Genomic DNA, 21,221 nt, shown 5'->3' with positions numbered 1-21,221 from the left:
TGGAACCTTCCCGGGTCCTGGTCAGGCCGTGAAGAAGCGCGAGCGCTGGGACTCGATCTTCTTCAGCATGGCCGAGCCGTCGTCGGGGTGGCCCAGCCACTGGGTCAGTCCCGGCAGTACGACGGTGGAGATGAAGCCCGGATCGCTGTCGCGGTCGCCGAACTGGGTGATGTGCTTGGCAGAGGCGATGAGTTGGGCGGACTTCTGCTGGAGCGCGTTGTACGAGCCGGTGTCGGCCCGGGAGTTGACGGCGACATTGCTCGGATCGACGCCCATGTAGAGATTCTCGGCCTCGGCGCTGCCGAGGAACTCCAGCAGCCGGCCCGCACCGTCCGGATTCTTCGGCCGGCGGCTGAGCATGAAGCCGTCGGTCGGTGCCTCGACGGTGTCCTGGCCGAAGGACGGGTCGATCTCCGGGAAGGCGAAGAAGTCGATGTCCTCGCGGAGCTTGTCGTCGGTGATCTGCTGGCCCAGGAAGAGTCCGATGACGGCCATGCCGGACTTCTTGTCGAGCAGGGACTGTGCGGCGTCCTGCCAGGAGCGGCCACCGGCGCCCTGCTGGTAGTACGGGCTCAGCTCACGCCAGAGGTCGAGCGCTCTGACGGTGCGCCGGTCGGTCCAGGAGACCTCGCCGCGCATCAGCGACATATGGAAGTCGTAGCCGTTGGCGCGGAGGTTCAGATAATCGAAGGCGCCGAGGATGGACCAGCTGTCGCCGCCGCCGTAGCCGGACGCGATGGGCGAGAGACCGTCCTTCTTCATCCGCTTGGCGAGCGCGGTGAACTCGCTCCAGGTGCGCGGCGTCTCGTATCCGCGTTCCTGGAACACGCTCTTGCGGTAGAAGACGGCCCATGGGTAGTTGTAGAGCGGGACGAAGTAGTACTTCCCGTCCAGCCCCCGGGAGAGCTGCTTGGCGGCGTCGCTGAAGCCGGAGCCTATCTTCTCCCACACGTCGTCGACGGGATGGGCGAGGCCCTTCTTGGCGAAGTACTGCATGCGGTAGCCGGCGAACCAGGTGAAGACATCGTCCGGAGTGCCCTGGAGATAGGTGGAGATGCTCTTCTGGAAGGTGTCGTGGTCGACGGTGTTCGTCTTGACCGTGAGGCCGCTGTCCTTGGTGAAGGCGCTGGTGACGGCCGCGTAGGCGGACTTGGGCGTGGCGTCGGCCCCGTTGGAGCCGAAGGTCACCGTCTTCGGATCGGACGAGGGCCCGCCGCCGCAGGCGGTCAGTACGGGCGCGGCAAGCGCCGCGGCACCGATTCCGAGGGCGCCGCGGACCACACCGCGGCGGCCGGGCCCACTGGCGGGCGAGAGGGTGCGGCTCAGCGTCATCGCTACTCCTATTGCGTGTCTGTTCCGATGAAGGACTGGATGGCGGTGGCCGCGGCCCCGCGCGCCCACTCCTCGAAGGGCAGCGGACGTGTCATCACGTCGCACTGCGCGGCGGTTCCGAAGGCGGACGCGGTGAACGCGTCACGGATGTGCTCGGCGAAGAGGTCGTACGCGGCCAGGCCCTCGCCGGAGATGATGACCCGTCGTGGTCCGAGTACATTGACGACGGCCCCGATGGCCCGGCCGATGGCCTCACCGGCCCGCGCGTAGACCTCTCTGGCGCCGGGATCGCCGCGGTGGGCGAGGTCGAGGGCCTGTTCCGAGCCGGTGACCGGCAGACCGGTCACCTCCCTGACCGCCCGGATGATGGCCGAATCGCCGGCGATCGCCTCCACACAGCCGGTGTTGCCGCAGTGGCACGGCGGACCCAGCGGATCGATGGAGAGATGGCCGATCTCACCGGCGACCCCGTGCGCGCCGGAGACCACCCGGCCATGCACCACGAGCCCGCAGCCGATGCCCGCGCCCACGGTCACCAGCGCGAAGTCGGAGATGCCGGCTCCGGCCCCGAACCACTGCTCGGCGACGGTCAGCGCGCGTACGTCGTTGTCGACGGTGACCGGCAGGCCCGTCACCGCTCCGGCCAGTTCCGCGAGCGGCACGTCCCGCCACTCCAGGAACGGCGAGTAGCGCACCACACCGGCTGCCCGGTCCACATCACCGGAGACCGCGAGGCCGAGACCGCGTACCTCCACGCCGAATCCGTCGGCCTCGGTGAGGAGTTCCTGGACGAGTCCGGCGATCGAGGCGAGTACGGCGCCCGGATCGCGGGCGGTCAGCGGCAGATGCCGGGCCACCCGGATACGGCAGCAGAGGTCCGCGAGGACCGCGATGATCTCGTCACCGGTCACCTTGACGCCGATGAACAGGGCCCTGCCGCCGTCCACCCGCAGTGGGTTGGCGGGACGTCCGAGGGCAGGCCGTGCCTCCTCGTCCACGCCCTCGACCAGATAGCCGGCCTCCATCAGCGGACGTACCGCCTTGGTGACCGCGGCCGAGGAGAGGGCGGTACGCCGGGCTATCTCGATCCGGGTGAGCGGGCCGTGGGACAGCACGGTGGTGAAGACGAGGGAGGCGGCCGGCGTCGGTACCGGAACCGCCTCGGTGCGAGAGGTCGAGCGCATGGCCGAAACGTAGGTGGGTTCTTTTCCGCTGTCAATGAAAGAAGCAAGCTCCTTTCGAAGTGCCAACTGGAAGGATCCAGATCATGCAATTACGAGACCACTCTTGGGTATTGACAGGTGATCGAAGGGAGAGTTGGCTGCGGACTGCTCTCGTGGCGCTACCCGAACGTGAGGATCCATGCCTGTGATCTCCTTCGCCCCGGACACCGGGGTCTGGCTGCTCTCCACTCCGCGCACCTCGTACGCGCTGCGGATCGACGCGTCGGGAGCGCCCTGTCATCTCGCGTGGGGACCGCGGCTGACGCTTGAGGAGGCAGGCGAACTGGCCCTTCCTCCGGCGCCTGCGGCCAGCAGTTTCGAGGGACGGCCGCCTGTCGGCGAGGAGTTGCCCGTCGACGGCGGAGCCCGGTTCGGCCCGCCGTCGCTCCAGGTGCGGTTCGCCGACGGCACGCGTGCCTTCGAGTGGCTGCCGACCGGGCACCGTACCGAAGAGCCGGCCTCCGGATCGGCCTCGGGATCGGCCGAACTGGCCCTGGAGTTCAGGGATCGGCACTATCCCCTGGAGGTCACGCTCCACTACCGCGTCCATGACGACAGCGATGTGATCGAACGCTGGACCGTGCTGCGCAACACCGGCGACAGCCCGGTGTCGCTGCCGCGCGCCGACTCCGCCGCGTGGAGTCTTCCGGCCAGAGAGGACTACTGGCTGAGCCATGTCACGGGCCAGTGGTCCGCCGAGACCCAACTACGCAGGGAGCGGCTGCCGTTCGGCGAGACCGTGCTCACCAGCAGACGTGGGATCACCAGCCATCACGCCAATCCCTGGGTGATGGTGGACGCCGGTGACGCGACCGAGGAGCGCGGGCAGGTGTGGAGCGCGGCCCTGGCCTGGAGCGGCAGTTGGCGTATCACCGCACAGCGCACGCCCGACGGACGGGCCGGGTTCACCGGCGGCGCGGGCCAGGACGGTACGGTCCTGCCGCTCGGCCCCGGTGCGGAGTTCACCACTCCGGTGCACGCCGGTCTCTACACCGACGGCGGCTTCGGTGCGACGAGCCGGGCCTGGCACGCGTACACCCTGGCCCATGTGCTGCCGTATCCCGACGAGATCCGGCCGGTGCTCTACAACTCGTGGGAGGCGACCGGATTCGATGTCTACGAGGCCGGTCAGCGGGCGCTCGCGGCCCGTGCGGCGGCGCTCGGCGTGGAGCTGTACGTCATGGACGACGGCTGGTTCGGCGCGCGGCGCAGCGAGCGGGCCGGGCTCGGCGACTGGACTCCGTCCGCCGACCGCTTCCCGGCCGGGCTCACACCTCTGGTGAAGGAGGTGCACCGGCTCGGGATGCGGTTCGGGCTGTGGGTGGAGCCCGAGATGGTCAATCCGGACAGCGATCTCTACCGTGCGCATCCGGAGTGGGTACTGCACTTCCCGCACCGCGACCGCACCGAGCTGCGCAGTCAGCTCGTTCTCAACTTCGCCCGCCGCGATGTCGCGGACTGGGCGTACGGCTGGCTGACCGAGCTGGTCGGCGCCCATGACATCGACTTCCTGAAGTGGGACATGAACCGCGCCTTCAGTGAGGCGGGCTGGCCGGATCAGGCGGACGGCGCCGACCATGTGGGGACGGCATATGTGCGCAACCTCTATGGAGTGCTCGACCGCCTGCGCGCCGACCATCCCGGGCTGCGGATCGAGTCGTGCAGCGGTGGCGGCGGCCGGGTGGATCTGGGCATTCTGTCCCGTACCGACCAGGCGTGGACCTCGGACAACACGGACGCCGCGGACCGTGTCCTGATCCAGCACGGCTACGGACAGCTCTATCCGGCGCGGACCATGGCGGCATGGGTGACCGATGTGCCGAACCAGCTCACCGGCCGCTCGGTGCCTCTGCGCTTCCGCTTCCATGTGGCGATGGCCGGAGTGCTGGGCGTCGGCGGTGATCTCAACCGCTGGTCGGACGGTGAGCTGGCGGAGGGCGCGGAGCTGGTGGCGCAGTACAAACGCGTACGCCATCTCGTACAGCACGGCACACTGCACCGGCCGCGCGGTCCCGTGGACGACGGGCCGGCCGCGGTGCAGTACACCGCGCGGGACGCGAGCGAGGCGCTGCTGCTGGTCTGGCGGCGCGCTCCTCGCCATGGCGCGCCGAGCCTCCCGCTCCGGCTGGCCGGTCTGGATCCCGCCGCACGCTACCGCGACGCCCGTACCGGTGCCGTACACTCCGCGGCGGTCCTGACCGGCTACGGCTACGAGCCCGACCTGCCGCCGGGCGACTGGTCGAGCACGGCGGTGCATCTGATCCGGCTGCCGTGACGGCTCCCGCGGGGTCCGACGCGCCAGGCCGGGCGCGTCGCCCTCGCGTCAGATGCGCCAGCCGCGGATGTGCTCCGCCGCCTGGTACACATTCACCTTGCCCGACTGGACGGCGCGCACCAGTTCGACGAGCGCGCCGTACGGCGGATCGATTCCCTCACCGGACGCGTGCATATACGCGGCGACGACCTGGCACGCGTACAGGCTGTTGCGATACGGCAGCGGCTCCAGCCGGACCAGTGTGTGGAAGAGGGCCGCCGCACGCCAGGCCACATCGGGTTCGCTGGTGGCCGGACGCGGAATACGGGTCTTGTGCCGTGCGACGGCGGCGACCAGGGCCGAGTAGTCGGCGACGGAGACATCCTCGGGGACGGCCTGTTCCTGTACGTCCAGGAGCCAGGCCACATCGATATGGAGCACGGGCATCAGGCGGCGTCCACCTGCCGGTTTTCGTGCCCGGAGGGCGGGATCTCATTGGCGAAGGCCTCGTCGAACTCGGACCTGTGCCGCTCGCCCCAGGTGACCGCGTAACGGACGAACTGGATCCGCTGCTGCTCACGCAGAGGCAGATCATGGACGTACTGCTTGAGCGACTTGCCCTCGGCTGCCGCCGAGGCGCGCACCGCCTCCAGCTCGTCCTCGGTGAAGCTGATGTTGAGAGATGGCATGGACCTACGGTACCTAACCGGTACCGTTCAGGGAAGTGCCCAGGTCACACCGGTCCGCGCCGGTCGGCGGCGCGACGGGGAGATCGCGACGGCCGCGTACGGGCGAGGCGAGCAGGATGAGCCCGGCCAGCGGCACGCCCGCGGTCAGGAGCCAGATGGCCGGGCGGACGCCGAGTGTGGTGCCGAGCACTCCGCCGAGCAGCGCGCCCAGCGGCAGCGCGCCGTAGCTGAGGAAGTACGAGCTGGCCGAGAGCCGGCCGAGCAGTTCGGGCGGGCAGTAGCGCTGCTGGAAGCCCGACTTGATGACGTTCTCCGCGACGACCGCGGCGGAGACGCAGAAGCCGCCGACGGCGTAGAACAGCAGACCCGGGCCCGCGAAGGTCAGAGGAATGAGCAAGGCGAGCATGGGCTGCCACAGGCCGAAGACGAGCAGGGCGCGCGCCGTGCCGATCCGGTCGGCGACCTTCCTGGATATGAGCGCTCCGATGATGCCGCCGGCGTTGGAGACGGCGATAAGGGCGCCGACGACACCCGAGGCGAGCTGGATGTCCTTGACCAGGAAGACCACCACGATGGACTGGTAGCCCATGAGAGCGACATTCGAGGCGGCGCTGTACAGCGTCAGCGCGCGGAACCAGGGATCGCGGGCGACGAGCACCAGCCCTTGGCCCACCTCCCGCGCCAGCGCGCCGGGAGTACGGGGCTCCTTGGCGGCGGGCCGTTCGCGGTGACGGATCCCGAGGAGACAGATGAGGCTGACGGCGAAGGTCGCGGCATTGGTGAGCAACCCGTTGACGGCGCCCACGAGTTGGACGACAAGACCGCCGCCGCCCTGTCCGGCGATCATCGCGGCGGACGCGCTGCCGTGCAGGGCGGCGTTGCCCTCCTGGAGGTCCTCGGGATCGAGGATGGAGGGCAGGAAGACGGTGTAGGCGGTCTGGAAGAAGACGGCGGCGACTCCGGCGAGAAGGGAGACCGCGAGAAGCCAGCCGAAGGTGAGCAGACCGGCCCTGTGGGTGAGCGGGATGCTGAGGAAGAGGCCGAGCGAGACGGCGGCGGACGCCAGCATGATCGGACGGCGCGGCAGCCGGTCCACCCAGGGTCTTTCGTTTGGATCTGGCTGGATCAGGGAGCGGGGTCTGGTGCCGTGGATCGCAAGGCGGAGGAGGGAGCCCACGCGGAGCGTAGGCGACTGACGACAACGCGGCGAGGCGCGGTGCCAGGGCACGCGAGCCCAGCAAGATCCAAACGAGAGGCCCTAGGCGCCCACCGGCAGTCCGACGACCAGCCAGGGCAGCCAGGTCGCGGCGCTCAGCAGACTGACCGCGAAGGTGCTCGCGTCCATGAGGGAGACGGCGGCGAGCGGCATCACGACAGCGGTGACGGCCGCGCCGAACTTGCCCGCGACCTCGCCGCCCCACAGCAGCCGGAAGTCACGGTGACGACGCAGCAGTCCACCGGGCCTCGCACCGCTCACAGAGGATTCGGCCGCGCTCACGGAGCATCGGAATCGGCATCGGCACGGCGAGAAGGCATGAGGGCCACTGTAGATCGCGGAGAATTCCCTGCCCAGCCAATAGAACCTGTCCGACCGGGAGGTCGCGCAGGTCAGAGCCCGGCGAGGACGGCCTCCAGATCGTCCAGGCCCAGGGAGCCCTGGGACAGCGCGGCCATGTGGAGCGCGCGGTGTCGGACATGCGGATCATCCTCACGCCCGACGGGCCGCCCTGCCCGGCCGTTGTCGGCAGACGCCGCAAAAATGCCGTGCCCGCCGCCGGTGCCATCCACCGCCGGCACGGTTCACTTGTGGTGAGCCGCGCCGAACTCTCCTTGACGCGCGGGCCGTTCACAAGGAGTGTGTGTGTCCGTCGAAGCCGCCCACCGTGCGATCGCAGCCTCAGTCTCCTCCCTGATGCCCCGGGCCCGCACCGAACTGGCCGAACTGGTCGCATTCCGCTCGGTGGCCGATCCGGCGCGGCTCCTCAGGAGCGAGTGCGAGGCCGCCGCCCAGTGGCTGGCCGGAACTCTGCGCGCCGAAGGCTTCCAGGACGTGGCGCTGCTGGACACCTCGGACGGCACCCGGTCGGTGTACGGCTCGCTGCCCGGACCGCCCGCGAGCCCGACCGTACTCCTCTACGCGCACTACGACGTCCGGCCGCCACTGGACGAATCCGCCTGGCACACACCGCCCTTCGCCCTGACCGTACGGAAGAACGGCCGGTGGTACGGGCGCGGCGCGGCGGACTGCAAGGGCGGCATCGTCATGCATCTGCTCGCGCTGCGCGCGCTACGGGCCGGTGGCGGGCTGCCGGTGAATGTCAAACTGATCGTGGAGGGCGCGCAGGAGCAGGGCACGGGCGGTCTGGAGCGGTACGCGCGGGCGCATCCGGAGCTGCTCGCCGCCGACACCGTGGTCTTCGGCGACGCCGGCAATGTACGGGCCGGGCTGCCGACCGTGACCGCCTCGCTGCGCGGGACGGTGCTGGCGCGTGTCACCGTGGAGTCCTCACGGCGCGGACCGTCGGCGGACATTCACTCCGGGCCAGGACCATTCGGCAACGGCGGGACAGACCCCATGGACACACCCGACGCCACGGCCGCGCTGATCCGTACGCTCGCCTCTCTGCACGACAGCGAGGGCAACACCGTTGTCGACGGCCTCGACGGAGCCGGAAGCTGGCGCGGTGTGCCGTATCCGCGCAAGCGGTTCCGTGGCGACGCCAAAGTGCTCTACGGCGTGGACCTGCCGGGTTCGGGGACCGTCGCCGACCAGCTCTGGGCCCGGCCTTCGGCGACCATCATCGGACTCGACTGTCCACGGGCGGGCAGCGCGGAGGACGCGCGGGCGCTGGTCAGTCTCCGGACCTCGCCGGGAACGGACACCGGCAGGGCCGCCGAACTGCTCGTCGCCCATCTGGAGTCGCACGCGCCCTGGGGCGCGCGGGTGCGGGTGGAGATCGTCGGACAGGAGCGGCCGTTCAGCGCCGACACCACGACACCGGCCTACCGGGCGATGGCGGAGGCCATGCGGCTGGTGTACGGGCAGGAGATGCGGGTGGCGGGCCTCGGTGGTTCGATCCCGCTCCGCGACGCCCTGGCGGATCTCTCTCCTCGGGCCGAGATCCTGCTGATCGGGCTCGGCGAGCCGGAGGCGCGGGTCCACACGGTGAACGAGAGTCTGGACCCGCGTGAGCTGGAACGGATGTCGGTCACCGAGGCGCTGTTCCTGTGGCGGCTGCGGCACCGGTCTCCGCACGGCTCCTGTCGGTCCTGAGCCATACCAGGGCCGCCGCCGTCATCGCGGTGATACCGGTGGGCAGGGCGGTGCGGACGTCCGGGGCGAACTCCGGCGAGTGGTTCGGCGGCAGAGCCACGAGCTTCTCCTCGGCCGTGCCGGGCGTCCTGGCCCAGGTCTTCGGGCCGACCGTCCCGAGCATCCAGTAGGACAGCGCGATCCCTGTCATCCCGTGCACGGACGCTCCCGCGTCCCCGTAGAGCGGAAAGTCCTCCGTGGCCATGGCCGGTGGCCAGACCGCCACGCGCTCGGGCCCGTACAGCTCCACATGGGCCCGGCGCACGGCCGCCGTGGCCGCCGGATCGGGATGAGTGACGGGCGACCGGGAGACGACCGTGATCTCCGGCTCCCGGGGACAGCCGGACGCGGCGCACTCGGCCCGGATGATCCGTTCCACCGAGCCGGTCATCCGGTCGAGCGCGCGCTCGGACAGGGCCCGCACGGTGATACCGAGGCTCGCCCGTTCAGGGACCAGATTGCCGGCGGTGCCCGAGTGGAACGACCCGACGTTCAGGGCCACTTGCTCGGTCGGCGCGGACTCCCGGGACACCGCGCCCTGGAGCCGCAGCACGGCGGCGGCGCCGGTGAGCACCGGATCGACCGCGAGGTGCGGAGTGCCCGCGTGTCCGGCACGGCCGTGGATGACGGCCTCGAAGCCGGCACTCCCCGCCAGCATCGGACCGTAACCATGGGCAACCATTCCGCCGAGCAGTGGCGCCGTGTGCTGGGCGAGTACGGTGTCGGGCCGCCCGAAGCGCTCGTACAGCCCGTCCTCCAGCATGGCCCGCGCTCCCGCGAGCGTCTCCTCGGCCGGCTGGCCGACGACCACGACCGTGCCGCGCCAGTTCTCCCGGGCGCGGGCCAGCAGGGACGCGGCGCCCGCGACCGCGGCCAGATGCAGATCGTGTCCGCAGGCGTGGGTGACCGGGCCCTCGCTCGCGTAGGGCAGACCGGTGCGCTCCGTCATGGGCAGGGCGTCGAGTTCGGCGCGGATCATGACGCGCGGTCCGTCCCCGTTGCGCAGGACTCCGACGACGCCATGGCCGCCGATGCCCTCCGTCACCTCGTAGCCCGCCTCCCGCAGCCACTCCCCCAGCGCGGCGGCGGTCCGCCGTTCCTCGCCGGAGAGTTCGGGATGGCGGTGCAGATCCAGATAGAGGGCGACCGCCGGGCGCAGGACCTCGGTCAGCCCGTCCAGGACGGGAATGTTCTCTCCGGAGTACGCGGCAGGGCTCACCCGGTCCATGGTGCGGCACGGGCCGGGCCCGCCACGTACAGACCGCTGACACAAGTGGTCAGTGGAAGACGTGCCGTTGTGGAAGTGACGTCCGCTGGAATACGGGTGGCACAGATCGGGTCACCGGGGAGCCCTCCGGAGACCGGGCCTACCTCTAAGGAGTCACCATGGCTGACAAGAGCACCCTCGCTTCCCTCGCCGACGAGATCATGGAGCTCGAGTCGGAGACCTTCGAGATCTCCGACTACTCGGACGCCAGCGAGGTCGTCCTCGCGGGCTCCACGAGCTGCAGCTCGACGTCGACCTGCTCCTCCACCACCAGCACCACCTCCTGCAGCGCCTGATCCCACGCGCTCAGCACAGAAGCGGGCGGCACCTGCGAGATCTCTCGCCGGTACCGCCCGCTTCCGTATGCGGTGTGCGTGTGCGTGTGCGGTGTACGTGTGCGACGCGCCGGGCGCCGTATGTCCATGTACGGTGCCCGGCACGGGAGCTACGGACGTCACGGGAACGGGTGCGGCACCATCCGGATCTCCGCCTCCGTCAGCTCACCGGTGCGCAGTCCGCCTCGCCGCGCGGCCGTCCGCAGCCGTGGCATCAGCGGAGCGCGCTGACGCGACCAGCCGAAGTCGATCGGCAGCAGTCCCGGGACGATCGTGGCGACGGTACGCAGTCCGATGCGGTGCTGCTCGGGCGTGGTCTGGTCGACGACGATCACATCGTGTCCGGCCCGTACGAGTTCGTCCCGGCAGTGGATCACATCGTCCCGCAGATCGCCGGTACGCGGCCGGTCCCGCTCCTCCCACGTACGGTAGACATCGGCCGTCGCTCTGACGGCGGACGGCTCCAGATAGCTGCGGACATGTTCGGCCATCCTGGGCAGACCGTAGAGCTGGGCGTGGTCCTTGAGATGCAGGACCTTCCCGAAGTCCTCGGCCATGGCGTCCAGTTCGGAGCGGCGCTCCTCGACCTGGCGCGGCAGATGCGGGATATAGGTGAGGACCTCGGACAGGGCTCCCTCCAGGGCCGCCGCCGGATCGAGGCTCGCGCCCGCGCCGAAGGAGAAGGTGCCGGGCCCGCCGTCACGTCGTACGGCCAGACCGGTGACGACCGGTACGGCGAGATCGATCCGGTTGTCGAACGCGTGGACGTCATAGCCCTGGAGAGCCGCTCGGTCGATCATCGTACGGACCGTGGGATCGCCGACGGAGTCCAGATCGATCTCGGTGAGCGGCGTATTGCCGTACCAGGCGACCAAGAAGGCGTCGCGCTCGATGAGTTCGAGCAGTCCGCCCAGCACCGCCTCCTCCAGACAGCCGCCGATCGCGCAGCCGTTGGAGCATTCGAAGACGAAGTTGTCGGAGGCGAGACCGGCGCTGTAGTGGACGAGGCGGGCCGGTACGAGCAGAGGGCGCTCGTCGCGCAGCGAGTAGCCCCAGACCCAGGGAATGGGCCGGTCGGGATCGAACGGACTGACCATCGGGTCGTCGCGGTAGGTCTCGGGCGAGTAGAAGCCGCACTCGGCCGGATCGAGGGCGGGCAGGCCGTCTCCGCCGAGAGCGCTGTAGGCGGCGGTGAGCAGGGTGGTGCCGGTGCGCCGGTGAGTTCCGGCGTACCGTTCCAGGCCCTCCAAGAAGGCGAGATCACGGCTGGCGTCGAAGCCGTTGGCCTGGCCGCTCCAGGTCACATCCGTCAGACCGGCGTATCCGCGCATGAAGACGCTGCCCGCGACCGGAGCGGTGGTGGGCGAGGTGACATTGATCCAGGTACCGGCGCCGAGCACACCGGAGACCGGATTGGCGAGCGCCGTGACCGGCATCGGATACGAGGAGGCGCGGCGCAGCCGGTAGACATCGGGCGCGGGCTTGGGCCGGCTGACGAGTCCCAGCCGCGCCTCGTCCCGGCTGTCGGCACCGCGCGGGCCGCAGTGCGGGCAGAGTGGATCGGCGAGCAGCGGATACGTCCGCACCTCAAGCGTGGTGAGATCGAGCTGTGAGACCTGCGGCAGCCGGCCGTCGGCGGCCGGCCGCTCCGGCGGGAGTGCCGGAAGTGCCGGGCGCATGGAGTCCGGGAGGACGACGGCGCGGTAGAGGGCGTCCACGGCGTCGATCGCGTACGGCGTGAGGCGCGGCCAGTGGCCGGCGGCGCGGGTACGGGCGCCGGTCTCCAGGGCGTCCCGCTCGGTACGGGTACGCAGCCGCTGCCATCGCATGGCCAGGCACTGTCCGCAGGCGGAGGCGTCGCCGTCACCGCCCCAGGGGCCCACCAGCACCGTGCGCGCGGTGAGATGGACGGTGGCTCCGGGACGTACGGCGGCGAAGGGATCGCCGTCGCGGTGGCCGAGAACATCTCCGGCGCCGAGAGGCACCACCGCGGGACCGGTGGCCGGCGCGAGCCGTTCGGCGAGCGAGCGCTGGAGATGGTCCCGGGCCGACTCCAGCGGTATGCCGTCCGTCGTGGCCGCGGAGGCCGTCGTCGTGGATGCCGTCATGCCTTGTTGCTCCAGCGGAATGTCTTCAGCGCGAGGGCGCCGAAGACGACGGTGAAGACGAGCAGCCCACCGCAGCCGATCGCGATGTCGTCGAGTCCGCCGCGGCCGGAGAGCGCCGCGGACACCGCGTCGTTGAGATAGCGCAGCGGCAGCACCCGGGAGACCGCCTGGAGCCAGGACGGCATCATGTCGAGCGGGAGGAACGAGCCGGAGAGGAAGGCCATCGGCACCATCAGGAAGTTGGCGATGGCGGCGACCGCCTCCGGAGTGTCCGCGTACGAGCCGATCACCACGCCGATGGTGAGGAACGCGGTGATCCCGAGGACCAGTACGGGCAGGGCCAGCGGCCAGCGGGCGTCCAGCTCCAGTCCGAACAGCGGCAGCATCGCCACCGCGACGAACACCACGGCCTGTACGGCGCCCACGGCGAGCGCGAGTACATAGCGCGAGGCCAGGACGGCGGGCAGCCGGGTGGGCGTCATCCGGATCAGCCGCAGCAGATCGTCGCGGCGCCACTGCATCAGGGTGAAGGCCACGCCGAAGACGGCGGCGTTGGCCACACCCCAGGACATGACGCCCGGCGCGATGTAGGAGATATAGGGACGGCCGGTCTCCTCCACTTCCTGGCCCCGGAAGATCAGTCCGAAGACGACCAGGAAGAGGAGAGGGAAGGCGAAGGTGAAGAAGAGAGTGGCCTTGTCCCGGACCTGTGCCCGGAAGCCGGCTCCTGTCAGTGCCGCGTACGCGCTCATCCCTGCCGCTCCGTGTTCTCGGCGCCGTTGGTGCCGTCCGTGCCGTTCATGCCGTCCGCGCTGTTGGTGTCATTGGTGCCGGTGTTGGTGCCGGTGCTGCCGGTGGTGCTGTTCGTGCCGGTGAGTTCGAGGTAGACGTCCTCCAGCGTGGCCGTACGGGTCTGGACGCCGTCCAGACCGGTGAGCGCGTCGACCGCCTGGAGCACCTTGCCGGACACGGCGGTCTCCAGGACGAGCGAACCGCCCTGCACGGAGACCCGGTCCACACCGGGAATGGCCGCCGCGTCCCGCTCGGTCATCCGCTCGGCGGGAATCAGCAGTCTGGTCGGTGCGCCGGCCGCGGTGACGAGATGGTGCGGGGAGTCCAGGGCGACGACGGAGCCGTCCACGAGGATCGCCACCCGGTCGCAGAGCGCCTCTGCCTCGTCGAGATGGTGTGTGGTGTAGACGATGGTGCGGCCCTCGCTCTTGAGCTCGCGCAGCACCTTCCACAGATCGCGGCGGGCCTGCGGATCCAGCGCGGCGGTGGGCTCGTCCAGGAAGATCAGCTCGGGCCCGTGGACCAGCGCGGAGGCGATGGCGAGCCGCTGGCGCTGGCCGCCGGAGAGGTTCTCGACCATCACATCGCGCTGTTCGGTCAGCCCGACCGAGTCGAGCGTTCGGTCGGCGTCCTCGCGCCCGGCACCGTACAGGGCGGCGACGGTACGGAGGTGTTCGCGCGCCGTCTGGCGTACGAAGAAGGCGGAGGACTGCGTCTGCACACCGAGCCTCGGCAGCAGCGCCACATTCCGCGGCCAGGGCGATCGGCCGAGCACCGTGACGGTCCCGGAGTCCGCCTCGCGCAGGCCCTCCATGATCTCGACGAGGGTGGTCTTCCCCGCGCCGTTGGGTCCGAGGAGTCCGAAGAACTCCCCGCGGTTCACCTGGAGTGACACACCGTCGACGGCCTGGCGGTCGCCGTATCGCTTGCGTATCGCGTCGACGACGATCGCCGCGTCGGTGGCTGCCTCGTCCGGCACGGACGCCATGGTCCTGGCCTCGCTCATGTGGTTCTGCGCCCCTCGGGGATTGTTGGTCAGTGAACTAGGTGGAAGTAGAGGCCTGTTGTCAGGGCCGCCAGCAGCAGTACGACGAGCAGGGCCGATCCCACCGCGTAGCGGAGGTAGACGGTACGGGCGCGGCGCGGATAGCGGGCCGCGGCCTCGCGGTCGCCGAGGCGCAGCCGCAGATACCGTCCGCTCTCCGGTGCGAGGTGGGAGACGCGCAGAGCGTGACCGAGCATCGTGTAGCCGTCAAGTGGCGGCAGCGGCAGCAGATTGACGAGGGCCTGGGCGCTGCCGAGCAGCAGCAGACCGGACAGTACACGGCGGGTCGGATCCCCGGCGGGCAGCGCGGCCCACCAGACCAGGAACGGCAGCAGGAAGAGCAGATTGGCGAAGGCCCCCGCGCCCGCCACCGCGAACTGATGCCAACGGGTCCGCAGATAGCGGTAGTTGTCCACCGTGCAGTACATGACGGCCATCGGCAGCCGCCAGCGCAGTCCGATCTCGCTGACGGTGCCTCCGTAATGCCGGGCGGCGACTCCGTGCGCGAGTTCATGGAGCGCGGTGCTGAGCCAGAGCAGGGTGAAGACCGCGATCAGCGCGACCGGCTGGTGGAACAGCCACCAGGTGTCGTCGGCCAGTTCGGGCAGCGCCGCGGCGAGCAGGACCTCCATCGCCGCCATGAGCCCGGTCAGCGGAACCAGGACCGGAGCGCGCAGCACGGGACGCAGCAGCCGATGGAGCCGGCCCGTGGTGGCGTTCGCGTCGGCGACCAGCCGCATGGTGCCGCGCAGCAGAGTGCCGTTGAACGGTCCGCTGCTCGCCCGGTCCGCCGGAACCGCTGCCGACGGCCGAGGTGCTCCGGCCAGCAGGCCACGGGCGCCGAGCAGGGCGAGGAGCTGCTTCCAGTGCGGCTCGGCGAGGCGTTTGCCGAAGGACTCCGCGTACTCCTCCCCGATCTCCTCCAGGCTGCGGACTCCGTCGAGCCGGGAGATCAGGAAGTACTCCTTCACTCCCACCTCGAAGGCGGCGCCTCCTTCCGGGTCCTTGATCAGATGCACGGTGGCCGGACCGTGCAGGAGGGCAGGGCTGAGCAGGATGTCCGGGCGCAGCGCCGGGCGATGGGCGAGGAGTCCGGCGGAGTCCGCCGGCCGGGCCGGGTTGGCGGATGAACCGCTCATGGGATCGCCGCCGGAGTGGGAGTGCCGGTGACGCCCTCGCCCAGGACCCGGCCCAGCACATGCGACAGATACGCCTCGTCCCGGATCGTCACATGCAGCCGGTTGTTGGTCATATGCATATACGGGGAGAGCAGCAGAGGCAGCGCCACGGCGGGATCGGTGACCGACTCGTCGCGCGTACCGTCCCAGGAGCGGAACACCAGCTCGCCGCGGACGGTCAACTCCTCGGCGCGGGCGCGGAGTTCAAGACAGTGCTCGGCCCAGCCGCGCAGAAAGGCGGGCAGCCGGCCCAGCTCGCCGGTACGGACGGCCTGCCGGATTCCCTCGAAGCGGCGGCCGAGGCCGGGAGCCATCTCCGTGTAATTCTTGTCGTACTCCTTCGAGCCGATGAAACCGGTGCCTGGAAACGCCTTGTGCCAGAACTCGTAATAGCGGTCGAGATATTCGCCGAGTTCCTCGCGTTCGGGCAGGAAACAGCCGGCCATGACCATCATGAGCTGGGCCGAGGTGCCGAGCAGCACGGTCCGCAGATGCAGATTCATGGTGCGGAAGGCGTCCATGACCAGATCGCTGGAGTGCGCGAAGTGCCATTCCGCCAGCTCGATACCGGCCGGGCCGCCGTACTTGCCGTACTCGGGCTCGTAGGGCTCGTACGAGTAGGAGTTGTTGGGCCGCAGATTCATCCTGCCGTCCGCGTCCATGAAGGCGCCGCGGTCGCCCTCCGGGAACTCGATCTCGAAGAGCGTGTTGTAGAACTCGTTGAGGAAGCCCGAGTCCACCTCGTAAAGGGCGGGCCTGGCGCGAAGGAAGGCGCCGATGGCCTCCTCGGCTCGGCGGCGCACCTCGGCGGTGGCCGTCGCGTCGACGGGCTTGAGCCGCAGCCGGACGTGCGGCCCTTCCAGCCAGTAGTTGATGAAGAAGTGGCCGGCCAGCAGTCCGTCGGCGGTCAGGTCCGCCACCAGCGGGCGGACACAGTTCACCAGCAGGGGCTGCGGGTTGGCCGCGTAGAAGATATGGATGGCCTGCCAGTCGCCCGCGGCGGCCTGGGCTGTGGCGGGGGCTGGTGCGGGTGCGGGAGTCAGCTCTGACATGTCGGGGCGCCCTCTGTGCGTCGGGTCGAGGTGAAGGTCTCCACGGCCAGCTCGGCGACATGGCTGCCGCGCGCGGACCGGACATGCAGTCCGTCCTCGGAAGGGAGCATCTCCCGCAGCACGACCCGGTCGTCCGGGTGCGTCGGGAGCGCTTCGAGGGCGGTGAGGGAGAGACAGCTCCGGAAGTCCACATACTGGGGCTTGGCGCCCGCGCCGCCCCGAGGTCCGGCCGAGACGGTGGCGAAGACCTGGTCGGGCAGCCGGTGCGCGCGCCGCCAGCGCTGCCAGTCGAGGAACCAGTCCTGGTCGTCGGTGCCGGGCCGGCGCTGCGGCAGCGCACCGGCCGTGGTGGTCCAGCTCCGCCGGCTCAGGACGACATCGCCGTGCAGCACCCGAGGGCGCGCGGTGACACCGTCCTCGGACTGGCCCTCCGGAACACCGGCCCATACATCGAGAGGAGCCATCGAGGTCGGTGACAAGAGCAGCAGGGTGCGCGGGATCTCGGGCAGGGCGAGCGGCACCAGATAGCCGAGATAGACCGGGACGACCTCACGGCCGAGCCGGGCCGAGCGCAGCACCAGCCGGTCGGTGTCCTCGTCGTGCTCGACGGAGAGGTCGTCCAGATGGATACGGCGGTCCTCGGGGACGGTGCTCGACTCACCGGGACAGACGATCTCGTAGTCGGTGAGCGGGCTGTGCAGATTGAGATTGCTGGTGACCGCGCCACCGGTGATCTCGGCGAGCACCGCTCCGTCGGGAGTGAGAGCGGCGGCGGCGGCGCGCAGCTCCTGCGAGAAGGCGTCGTCCTCCTCGCCGGACGCGCCCGGTGTGTCGTAGACATGGGTGAACCGGCTGAACGGGAAGGAGAGTCCGCCGTAGGAGCGGTTGAGTACGATCAGCGGTTCGCCGTTCTCGCGGGCGAGCTGGAGATGGTGCGACTGAGGTACGAAGTCGCCCGCGACCGGAGCGAGTTCGGCCGCCACCGGGGCCAGGTCCGCCTCTCCGAGCCGGATCTCGGCCGTGTGAGCCGTCTCAGCCGCGTCGCCGCGCGCCTCCCACGTCTCCCAGGCCTGTCGCATCCGGCCGATGAACGCCCGGCGTGCCGCGTCGATGGAGCGGATCCCGGACAGGCTCAGCCAGTTCTCCTCCGGTACGTATTCTCCGCGGTCGTCGAACGGCCGCCGCTTGCCCGCGAAGGAGAGGTACTGGTCGAAGAAGTCCTCGTGGAAGTCATGGACGAGTCCGAGCAGATCGTCGCACCGTCCGCCGCGCCCGTACCGCGCCAGGAAGAACCCCTTGAAGGTGACGCGCTGAGGCAGTGTCAGATCGAAGGCGGGCAGGATCCGTTCGACGGAGCGCAACGCGCCGCCTGCCGGTCCGGTCCACGCGCCCAGACCGCAGCTGATCGCGCGGCCGGCGCTGACATCCTCGTACAGCAGCGTCTGCGGCAGAGTGGCCTCGGCCTCGCCGTCGGTCAACAGGGCCTGAGCGGCGCGCAGTCCGGCGCGCAACTCGCGCAGCAGCTCCGCCCGTTCGGCGCGGCCGGCCGAAGGGAAGCGGTCGATGGTGGAGACGGGCCCTTCGAGGGCGGCGGCGAGTTCATCGGCCCAGGGACGGTCGAGTCCGCCGAGCGCGTCACGGAAGGCACGCAGCGGATCCGGGCTGTGGACATCGGTGTCCAGGCAGGGCACCCGCACCATACCGAGCTGGAGCAGCGCCGCCACATAGGTCTCGCACATCTCGGGCTCGGCGTCGTGCTCGGTACGGAGCCACTCCACCAGATCGCGGTAGCGCAGCTCACGGCCGGTGCCGGTGCCGGTCTCGCCGTCGGTGCCGGTGCCAGCCTCTGTGTCTGTGTCGAAGAGGGCGAGCAGCCGGTCCAAAGTGCCGCTGCGGCGCAGGAAGAACAGCCGGTCCTTGACCGCGTCGAAGGTGACCGCGGCGGAGTCGTCGCCCGTCGTGACCCATTGGCGTACATACCGGATCCGGTCGTCGTCGCGCTCCCAGCCGGAGGCCAGCCGTACGGGCAGATCACCGCGCCGGGCCGGATCGGCGAGGATCAGTTCGGCCAGCCGTCCCAGCACGACGACATTGAGCCGCACATGGCTCGACCACTCCTCGTCCACGCGGAGGGCGGCATCGGCGCCGCCTTCCTCGAAGAGGCCGGTGGCGACACCGGTGAAGGTGCTGAACGGGCTGGTCTTGCAGGCCGTCCGGTACAGATAGGACAGCACCGAACGTTCGATCTTCCGCATCCGCTTGTCGTGCGGCGCGCCGGACGCGGCCTTGGCGACATAGGCGTCGAGCTGCGCCTCCAAGGTCGGCGAGGCGAGCAGGAGTCCGCAGCGGAGCCGGTCCTCGGTGAGCAGACCGCGCAGCGCGGCGCGGGTCCGGTCGAGATCGGCGGCGAGCAGCGGTGCTCCCTCGGTACGCAGCTTCTCCAGATGCAGGCGGTCCTTGAGCCACTCGGCGGTCAGTTCGGCGGCGCGCGCGTCGAGTGCGGCGACCAGGGCCACGGCGGTCTCGGGCGCGGCCGACAGCCGGTTGTTGAAGATCTGGCGGCGCAGTGCGAGCAGTTCACGGCGCTGTGCGCCGCCCTCACCTTCCGGGGAGACATCGGTGGTCCGTATCACCTCGTGCAGCAGATCGCTGAGTTCGGCGCCACGGGTCCGCAGCCGGTCCTCGGCCGCGAGGACATCGTCGGACCAACGGCTGCTGTCCTCGCAGCGCAGCGCGTGCACGGACTCGACGGGAAGTCCGGCGACGCGCAGCATGAAGCGCCGGCCGGGCCGCCAGTCGGTCTCCACGGCCTCCGAAGCCACCGAGGCCGTGCTCAGACGCGTACTTGTCGTCGTGCTTGGTGTTGTGCCTGTTGTTGTGCTGGTACTGGTACTGGTGCCCGGTGTCATGGCAGTTCTCCCGTCCCGGGTCAGGCGATCTCGTAGCGGAAGTCGGCGGGCCGCGCCCGCTCGTTGCCGAGCAGCATGATGAGCAGCGGATCCTCGCCCGTGCGGTCGAGCCCGAGCTCCTCGATGTAGGAGATGTTGTCGAAGCCGAGCGCGACGCCCGCGCCGAGGCCGAGGGCCGACGCCGCGGTGTAGAAGGTCTGGGCGACGGCTCCGATCGTGCCGTTGACCAGCCGGTAGCCACGGTCGCCCACGGCGTCGAGCACGGCGGTGGTACGGACGGTGGGCACGAGCACGGCGCCCGCCTGCTCCAGGTTGTAGTTGGAGAGGAAGTAGTTGCGCTGGAGGAAGGGACCGGGCGGGCCCGGCACCACCAGACGCAGCTCATGGGCGGCGGGATCGTAGGCGTACGCACCAGGCTCGACGCCCTCGACATGGTTGACGAAGGCATACAGCGTGACGAGCCCCGGAGTGGCCGGCAGATCCCGTACGGAGCCGTCGGCCACGGCGGGCTCGGCGGGCCGTTCGGCGTCGCAGCCGAGCGAGGCGGCGGCGCAGGCAGCGAGCGTCGCGGCCAACTGCCCGGCGGTGACGGGCGTACTGGCGTCGAAGCGGCCGAAGCTGCTCCTGCGCGTGCGCAGGGCGGTACGGACACTCACGGACGGCAGTCCGGGCGCGGGCAGGGCCACGGTCACGCCGGTACCGGCGGGCGTGGCGGTGGTCGCCGGAGCCAGCGCGCCCGGTGCGGGACGCTCGGTGGCGGCTTCCGTGGTCGCCGTGTGGATCCGCTGGAGCGTCTCGAAGCGCAGGACCGTACGCGAGCGCTCGGAGTCGGTGTGCCGGACGGCCGGCGGCGCGGACAGCGCGGGAGCCGTGGGCCTGGCGCCCGCCCAGCTCAGCGGGACGACGGCGAAGACGCCCTCCTCCTGGTTGTCCACGCCGAGCAAGTGGCTCAGCCTCTGCTCGTCGAACCACAGGAGTGGTTCGACCTTCAGACCACGTGCCCGGGCCCAGATGCGCCAGGTCTGGAGGATCGCGCCGAGGTCCATGCTGACGGCGTGGAAGGAGAAGCTGTTGTACTTGAAGGCGTTCTGCCAGTACTTGATGCCCAGGACCAGGAACTGGTCATGGGCCGTACCGACCGGACCGGCCGCTCCCTCGCCGAGTGCCGCGCGTACCTCACCGGTGACATCTCCGGCGACCAGCCGCTGCATGGCGTGGTGCGGAGCCGAGTAGTAGTGGATGCCGGGCGCCTGCGGTCCGCCGGGGCCGGAGATCCAGTAGACACTGACCGGATAGAGACCGCCGCCGGAGGCGGTGCCGCGCGACCAGTTGGCCTGGGCGTAGTGCGGCAGGGCCGCCAGATCCGTATTGGTCTGGACACCGAGCCGACGTCCGGTGAGCCCGTAGGAGTCCCGCAGCATCCCGGACAGCGTGTCCAGCGTGAACGGCCGGTCGGCGACCGGCTGACCGGCTGGGATGTCGCCTGTGGGCAGGTCCCCGGCCGGGATGTCGCCCGCGGGCAGACAGCCGGCCGCGACGGTCGCCTCGGCCGGGAAGTCCGTGTCCGGCAGCGGGAATGTCCCGACTCCGGGGTAGTACTTCGCCTTACGGGGCCGGTCCGCCCAGTCGGGGACGAAATCGGCGGGCTCCATCGGGATCCGGCCGCGCTGCATGATCGCTGCCGCGTACTCATGGGCGTAGCCCACGGGACGCTCCTTTCTGCT

Annotated in this window: 17 protein-coding genes and 1 pseudogene; 3 read left to right on the top strand and 15 right to left on the bottom strand. The window is 70.2% G+C overall.

What is annotated here, in order from left to right; all coding sequences use genetic code 11:
- Positions 1–21 precede the first annotated feature (21 nt).
- The gene (locus ACFV6H_RS27970) at positions 22–1,332 is read right to left on the bottom strand and encodes an ABC transporter substrate-binding protein (protein WP_385547337.1); all 1,311 of its coding nucleotides are present in this window, start codon (positions 1,330–1,332) and stop codon (positions 22–24) included.
- Between the two features lie 8 nt (positions 1,333–1,340).
- Positions 1,341–2,516 carry an ROK family transcriptional regulator gene (locus ACFV6H_RS27965; RefSeq protein WP_093589043.1) on the bottom strand — a complete coding sequence of 392 codons (1,176 nt, stop codon included), beginning with the start codon at positions 2,514–2,516 and terminating at the stop codon, positions 1,341–1,343.
- Between the two features lie 178 nt (positions 2,517–2,694).
- On the opposite strand from ACFV6H_RS27965, the gene ACFV6H_RS27960 reads away from it, so the two are divergent.
- Positions 2,695–4,830: an alpha-galactosidase gene (locus tag ACFV6H_RS27960; protein ID WP_385547333.1), complete on the top strand. Its 2,136-nt coding sequence runs from the start codon at positions 2,695–2,697 to the stop codon at positions 4,828–4,830.
- A 48-nt stretch (positions 4,831–4,878) separates the two neighbouring features.
- On the opposite strand, the gene ACFV6H_RS27955 is transcribed toward ACFV6H_RS27960, so the two are convergent.
- From ACFV6H_RS27955 to ACFV6H_RS27935, 5 genes and pseudogenes are all read right to left on the bottom strand, one after another.
- A complete protein-coding gene (locus ACFV6H_RS27955) occupies positions 4,879–5,256 on the bottom strand; it encodes a toxin Doc (RefSeq protein WP_093589039.1) in 378 nt (125 codons plus the stop codon).
- Positions 5,256–5,498, bottom strand: a complete 243-nt coding sequence (locus ACFV6H_RS27950) for a hypothetical protein (RefSeq protein ID WP_385547330.1) — start codon at positions 5,496–5,498, stop codon at positions 5,256–5,258. The genes ACFV6H_RS27955 and ACFV6H_RS27950 overlap by 1 nt, the downstream gene beginning before the upstream one ends.
- 13 nt (positions 5,499–5,511) lie before the next feature.
- On the bottom strand, positions 5,512–6,594 hold the full coding sequence (locus tag ACFV6H_RS27945) for an MFS transporter (protein ID WP_385547327.1): 1,083 nt from the start codon (positions 6,592–6,594) through the stop codon (positions 5,512–5,514).
- Between the two features lie 165 nt (positions 6,595–6,759).
- Positions 6,760–6,975, bottom strand: a pseudogene (locus tag ACFV6H_RS27940) (MFS transporter); the annotation flags it as partial.
- A 131-nt stretch (positions 6,976–7,106) separates the two neighbouring features.
- Positions 7,107–7,286: a hypothetical protein gene (locus ACFV6H_RS27935; RefSeq protein WP_385547324.1), complete on the bottom strand. Its 180-nt coding sequence runs from the start codon at positions 7,284–7,286 to the stop codon at positions 7,107–7,109.
- 124 nt (positions 7,287–7,410) lie between these two features.
- Between ACFV6H_RS27935 and ACFV6H_RS27930 the strand changes: the two genes are divergently transcribed.
- Complete coding sequence (locus tag ACFV6H_RS27930) at positions 7,411–8,772, top strand: M20/M25/M40 family metallo-hydrolase (protein WP_385547717.1); 1,362 nt, start codon at positions 7,411–7,413, stop codon at positions 8,770–8,772.
- On the opposite strand, the gene ACFV6H_RS27925 is transcribed toward ACFV6H_RS27930, so the two are convergent.
- The gene (locus ACFV6H_RS27925) at positions 8,708–10,039 is read right to left on the bottom strand and encodes an amidohydrolase (RefSeq protein WP_385547321.1); all 1,332 of its coding nucleotides are present in this window, start codon (positions 10,037–10,039) and stop codon (positions 8,708–8,710) included. The genes ACFV6H_RS27930 and ACFV6H_RS27925 overlap by 65 nt on opposite strands.
- A 158-nt stretch (positions 10,040–10,197) precedes the next feature.
- On the opposite strand from ACFV6H_RS27925, the gene ACFV6H_RS27920 reads away from it, so the two are divergent.
- Positions 10,198–10,374 (top strand): thiazolylpeptide-type bacteriocin, encoded by a 177-nt coding sequence (locus tag ACFV6H_RS27920; RefSeq protein WP_046505532.1) that lies wholly within the window; start codon positions 10,198–10,200, stop codon positions 10,372–10,374.
- A 158-nt stretch (positions 10,375–10,532) separates the two neighbouring features.
- Here the strand turns inward: ACFV6H_RS27920 and ACFV6H_RS27915 are convergent, their stop codons facing one another.
- The 7 genes from ACFV6H_RS27915 to ACFV6H_RS27885 form a co-directional block, all read right to left on the bottom strand.
- Entirely contained in the window at positions 10,533–12,521 is a 1,989-nt protein-coding gene (locus ACFV6H_RS27915; protein ID WP_385547317.1) for a TOMM precursor leader peptide-binding protein, read from the bottom strand.
- The gene (locus tag ACFV6H_RS27910) at positions 12,518–13,273 is read right to left on the bottom strand and encodes an ABC transporter permease (protein WP_093589033.1); all 756 of its coding nucleotides are present in this window, start codon (positions 13,271–13,273) and stop codon (positions 12,518–12,520) included. The genes ACFV6H_RS27915 and ACFV6H_RS27910 overlap by 4 nt, the downstream gene beginning before the upstream one ends.
- Positions 13,270–14,301, bottom strand: coding sequence for an ABC transporter ATP-binding protein (locus tag ACFV6H_RS27905; protein ID WP_385547714.1), 1,032 nt, complete (start codon positions 14,299–14,301; stop codon positions 13,270–13,272). The genes ACFV6H_RS27910 and ACFV6H_RS27905 overlap by 4 nt, the downstream gene beginning before the upstream one ends.
- 47 nt (positions 14,302–14,348) lie before the next feature.
- Positions 14,349–15,497 (bottom strand): peptidase M50, encoded by a 1,149-nt coding sequence (locus tag ACFV6H_RS27900; RefSeq protein WP_385547313.1) that lies wholly within the window; start codon positions 15,495–15,497, stop codon positions 14,349–14,351.
- The gene (locus tag ACFV6H_RS27895) at positions 15,494–16,588 is read right to left on the bottom strand and encodes a lantibiotic dehydratase C-terminal domain-containing protein (protein WP_385547310.1); all 1,095 of its coding nucleotides are present in this window, start codon (positions 16,586–16,588) and stop codon (positions 15,494–15,496) included. Before ACFV6H_RS27895 ends, ACFV6H_RS27900 begins: the two co-directional genes overlap by 4 nt.
- On the bottom strand, positions 16,576–19,362 hold the full coding sequence (locus ACFV6H_RS27890; RefSeq protein WP_385547711.1) for a lantibiotic dehydratase: 2,787 nt from the start codon (positions 19,360–19,362) through the stop codon (positions 16,576–16,578). The genes ACFV6H_RS27895 and ACFV6H_RS27890 overlap by 13 nt, the downstream gene beginning before the upstream one ends.
- A 155-nt stretch (positions 19,363–19,517) precedes the next feature.
- On the bottom strand, positions 19,518–21,203 hold the full coding sequence (locus tag ACFV6H_RS27885) for a SagB family peptide dehydrogenase (protein ID WP_385547307.1): 1,686 nt from the start codon (positions 21,201–21,203) through the stop codon (positions 19,518–19,520).
- Positions 21,204–21,221 lie beyond the last annotated feature (18 nt).

The organism is Streptomyces sp. NPDC059743 (assembly GCF_042732975.1).
Lineage (GTDB): Bacteria > Actinomycetota > Actinomycetes > Streptomycetales > Streptomycetaceae > Streptomyces.
This window is presented reverse-complemented; position numbering and strand designations above follow the sequence as displayed.

Coding starts and splice junctions, on each gene's coding strand:
- ACFV6H_RS27895 (WP_385547310.1), bottom strand. CDS start 16,588: ATGTCAGAGCTGACTCCCGCACCCGCACCAGCCCCCGCCACAGCCCAG.
- ACFV6H_RS27910 (WP_093589033.1), bottom strand. CDS start 13,273: ATGAGCGCGTACGCGGCACTGACAGGAGCCGGCTTCCGGGCACAGGTC.
- ACFV6H_RS27930 (WP_385547717.1), top strand. CDS start 7,411: ATGCCCCGGGCCCGCACCGAACTGGCCGAACTGGTCGCATTCCGCTCG.
- ACFV6H_RS27925 (WP_385547321.1), bottom strand. CDS start 10,039: ATGGACCGGGTGAGCCCTGCCGCGTACTCCGGAGAGAACATTCCCGTC.
- ACFV6H_RS27890 (WP_385547711.1), bottom strand. CDS start 19,362: ATGCTGCGCGTCGCCGGACTTCCCGTCGAGTCCGTGCACGCGCTGCGC.
- ACFV6H_RS27965 (WP_093589043.1), bottom strand. CDS start 2,516: ATGCGCTCGACCTCTCGCACCGAGGCGGTTCCGGTACCGACGCCGGCC.
- ACFV6H_RS27915 (WP_385547317.1), bottom strand. CDS start 12,521: ATGACGGCATCCACGACGACGGCCTCCGCGGCCACGACGGACGGCATA.
- ACFV6H_RS27955 (WP_093589039.1), bottom strand. CDS start 5,256: ATGCCCGTGCTCCATATCGATGTGGCCTGGCTCCTGGACGTACAGGAA.
- ACFV6H_RS27950 (WP_385547330.1), bottom strand. CDS start 5,498: ATGCCATCTCTCAACATCAGCTTCACCGAGGACGAGCTGGAGGCGGTG.
- ACFV6H_RS27970 (WP_385547337.1), bottom strand. CDS start 1,332: ATGACGCTGAGCCGCACCCTCTCGCCCGCCAGTGGGCCCGGCCGCCGC.
- ACFV6H_RS27960 (WP_385547333.1), top strand. CDS start 2,695: ATGCCTGTGATCTCCTTCGCCCCGGACACCGGGGTCTGGCTGCTCTCC.
- ACFV6H_RS27900 (WP_385547313.1), bottom strand. CDS start 15,497: ATGAGCGGTTCATCCGCCAACCCGGCCCGGCCGGCGGACTCCGCCGGA.
- ACFV6H_RS27905 (WP_385547714.1), bottom strand. CDS start 14,301: ATGGCGTCCGTGCCGGACGAGGCAGCCACCGACGCGGCGATCGTCGTC.
- ACFV6H_RS27920 (WP_046505532.1), top strand. CDS start 10,198: ATGGCTGACAAGAGCACCCTCGCTTCCCTCGCCGACGAGATCATGGAG.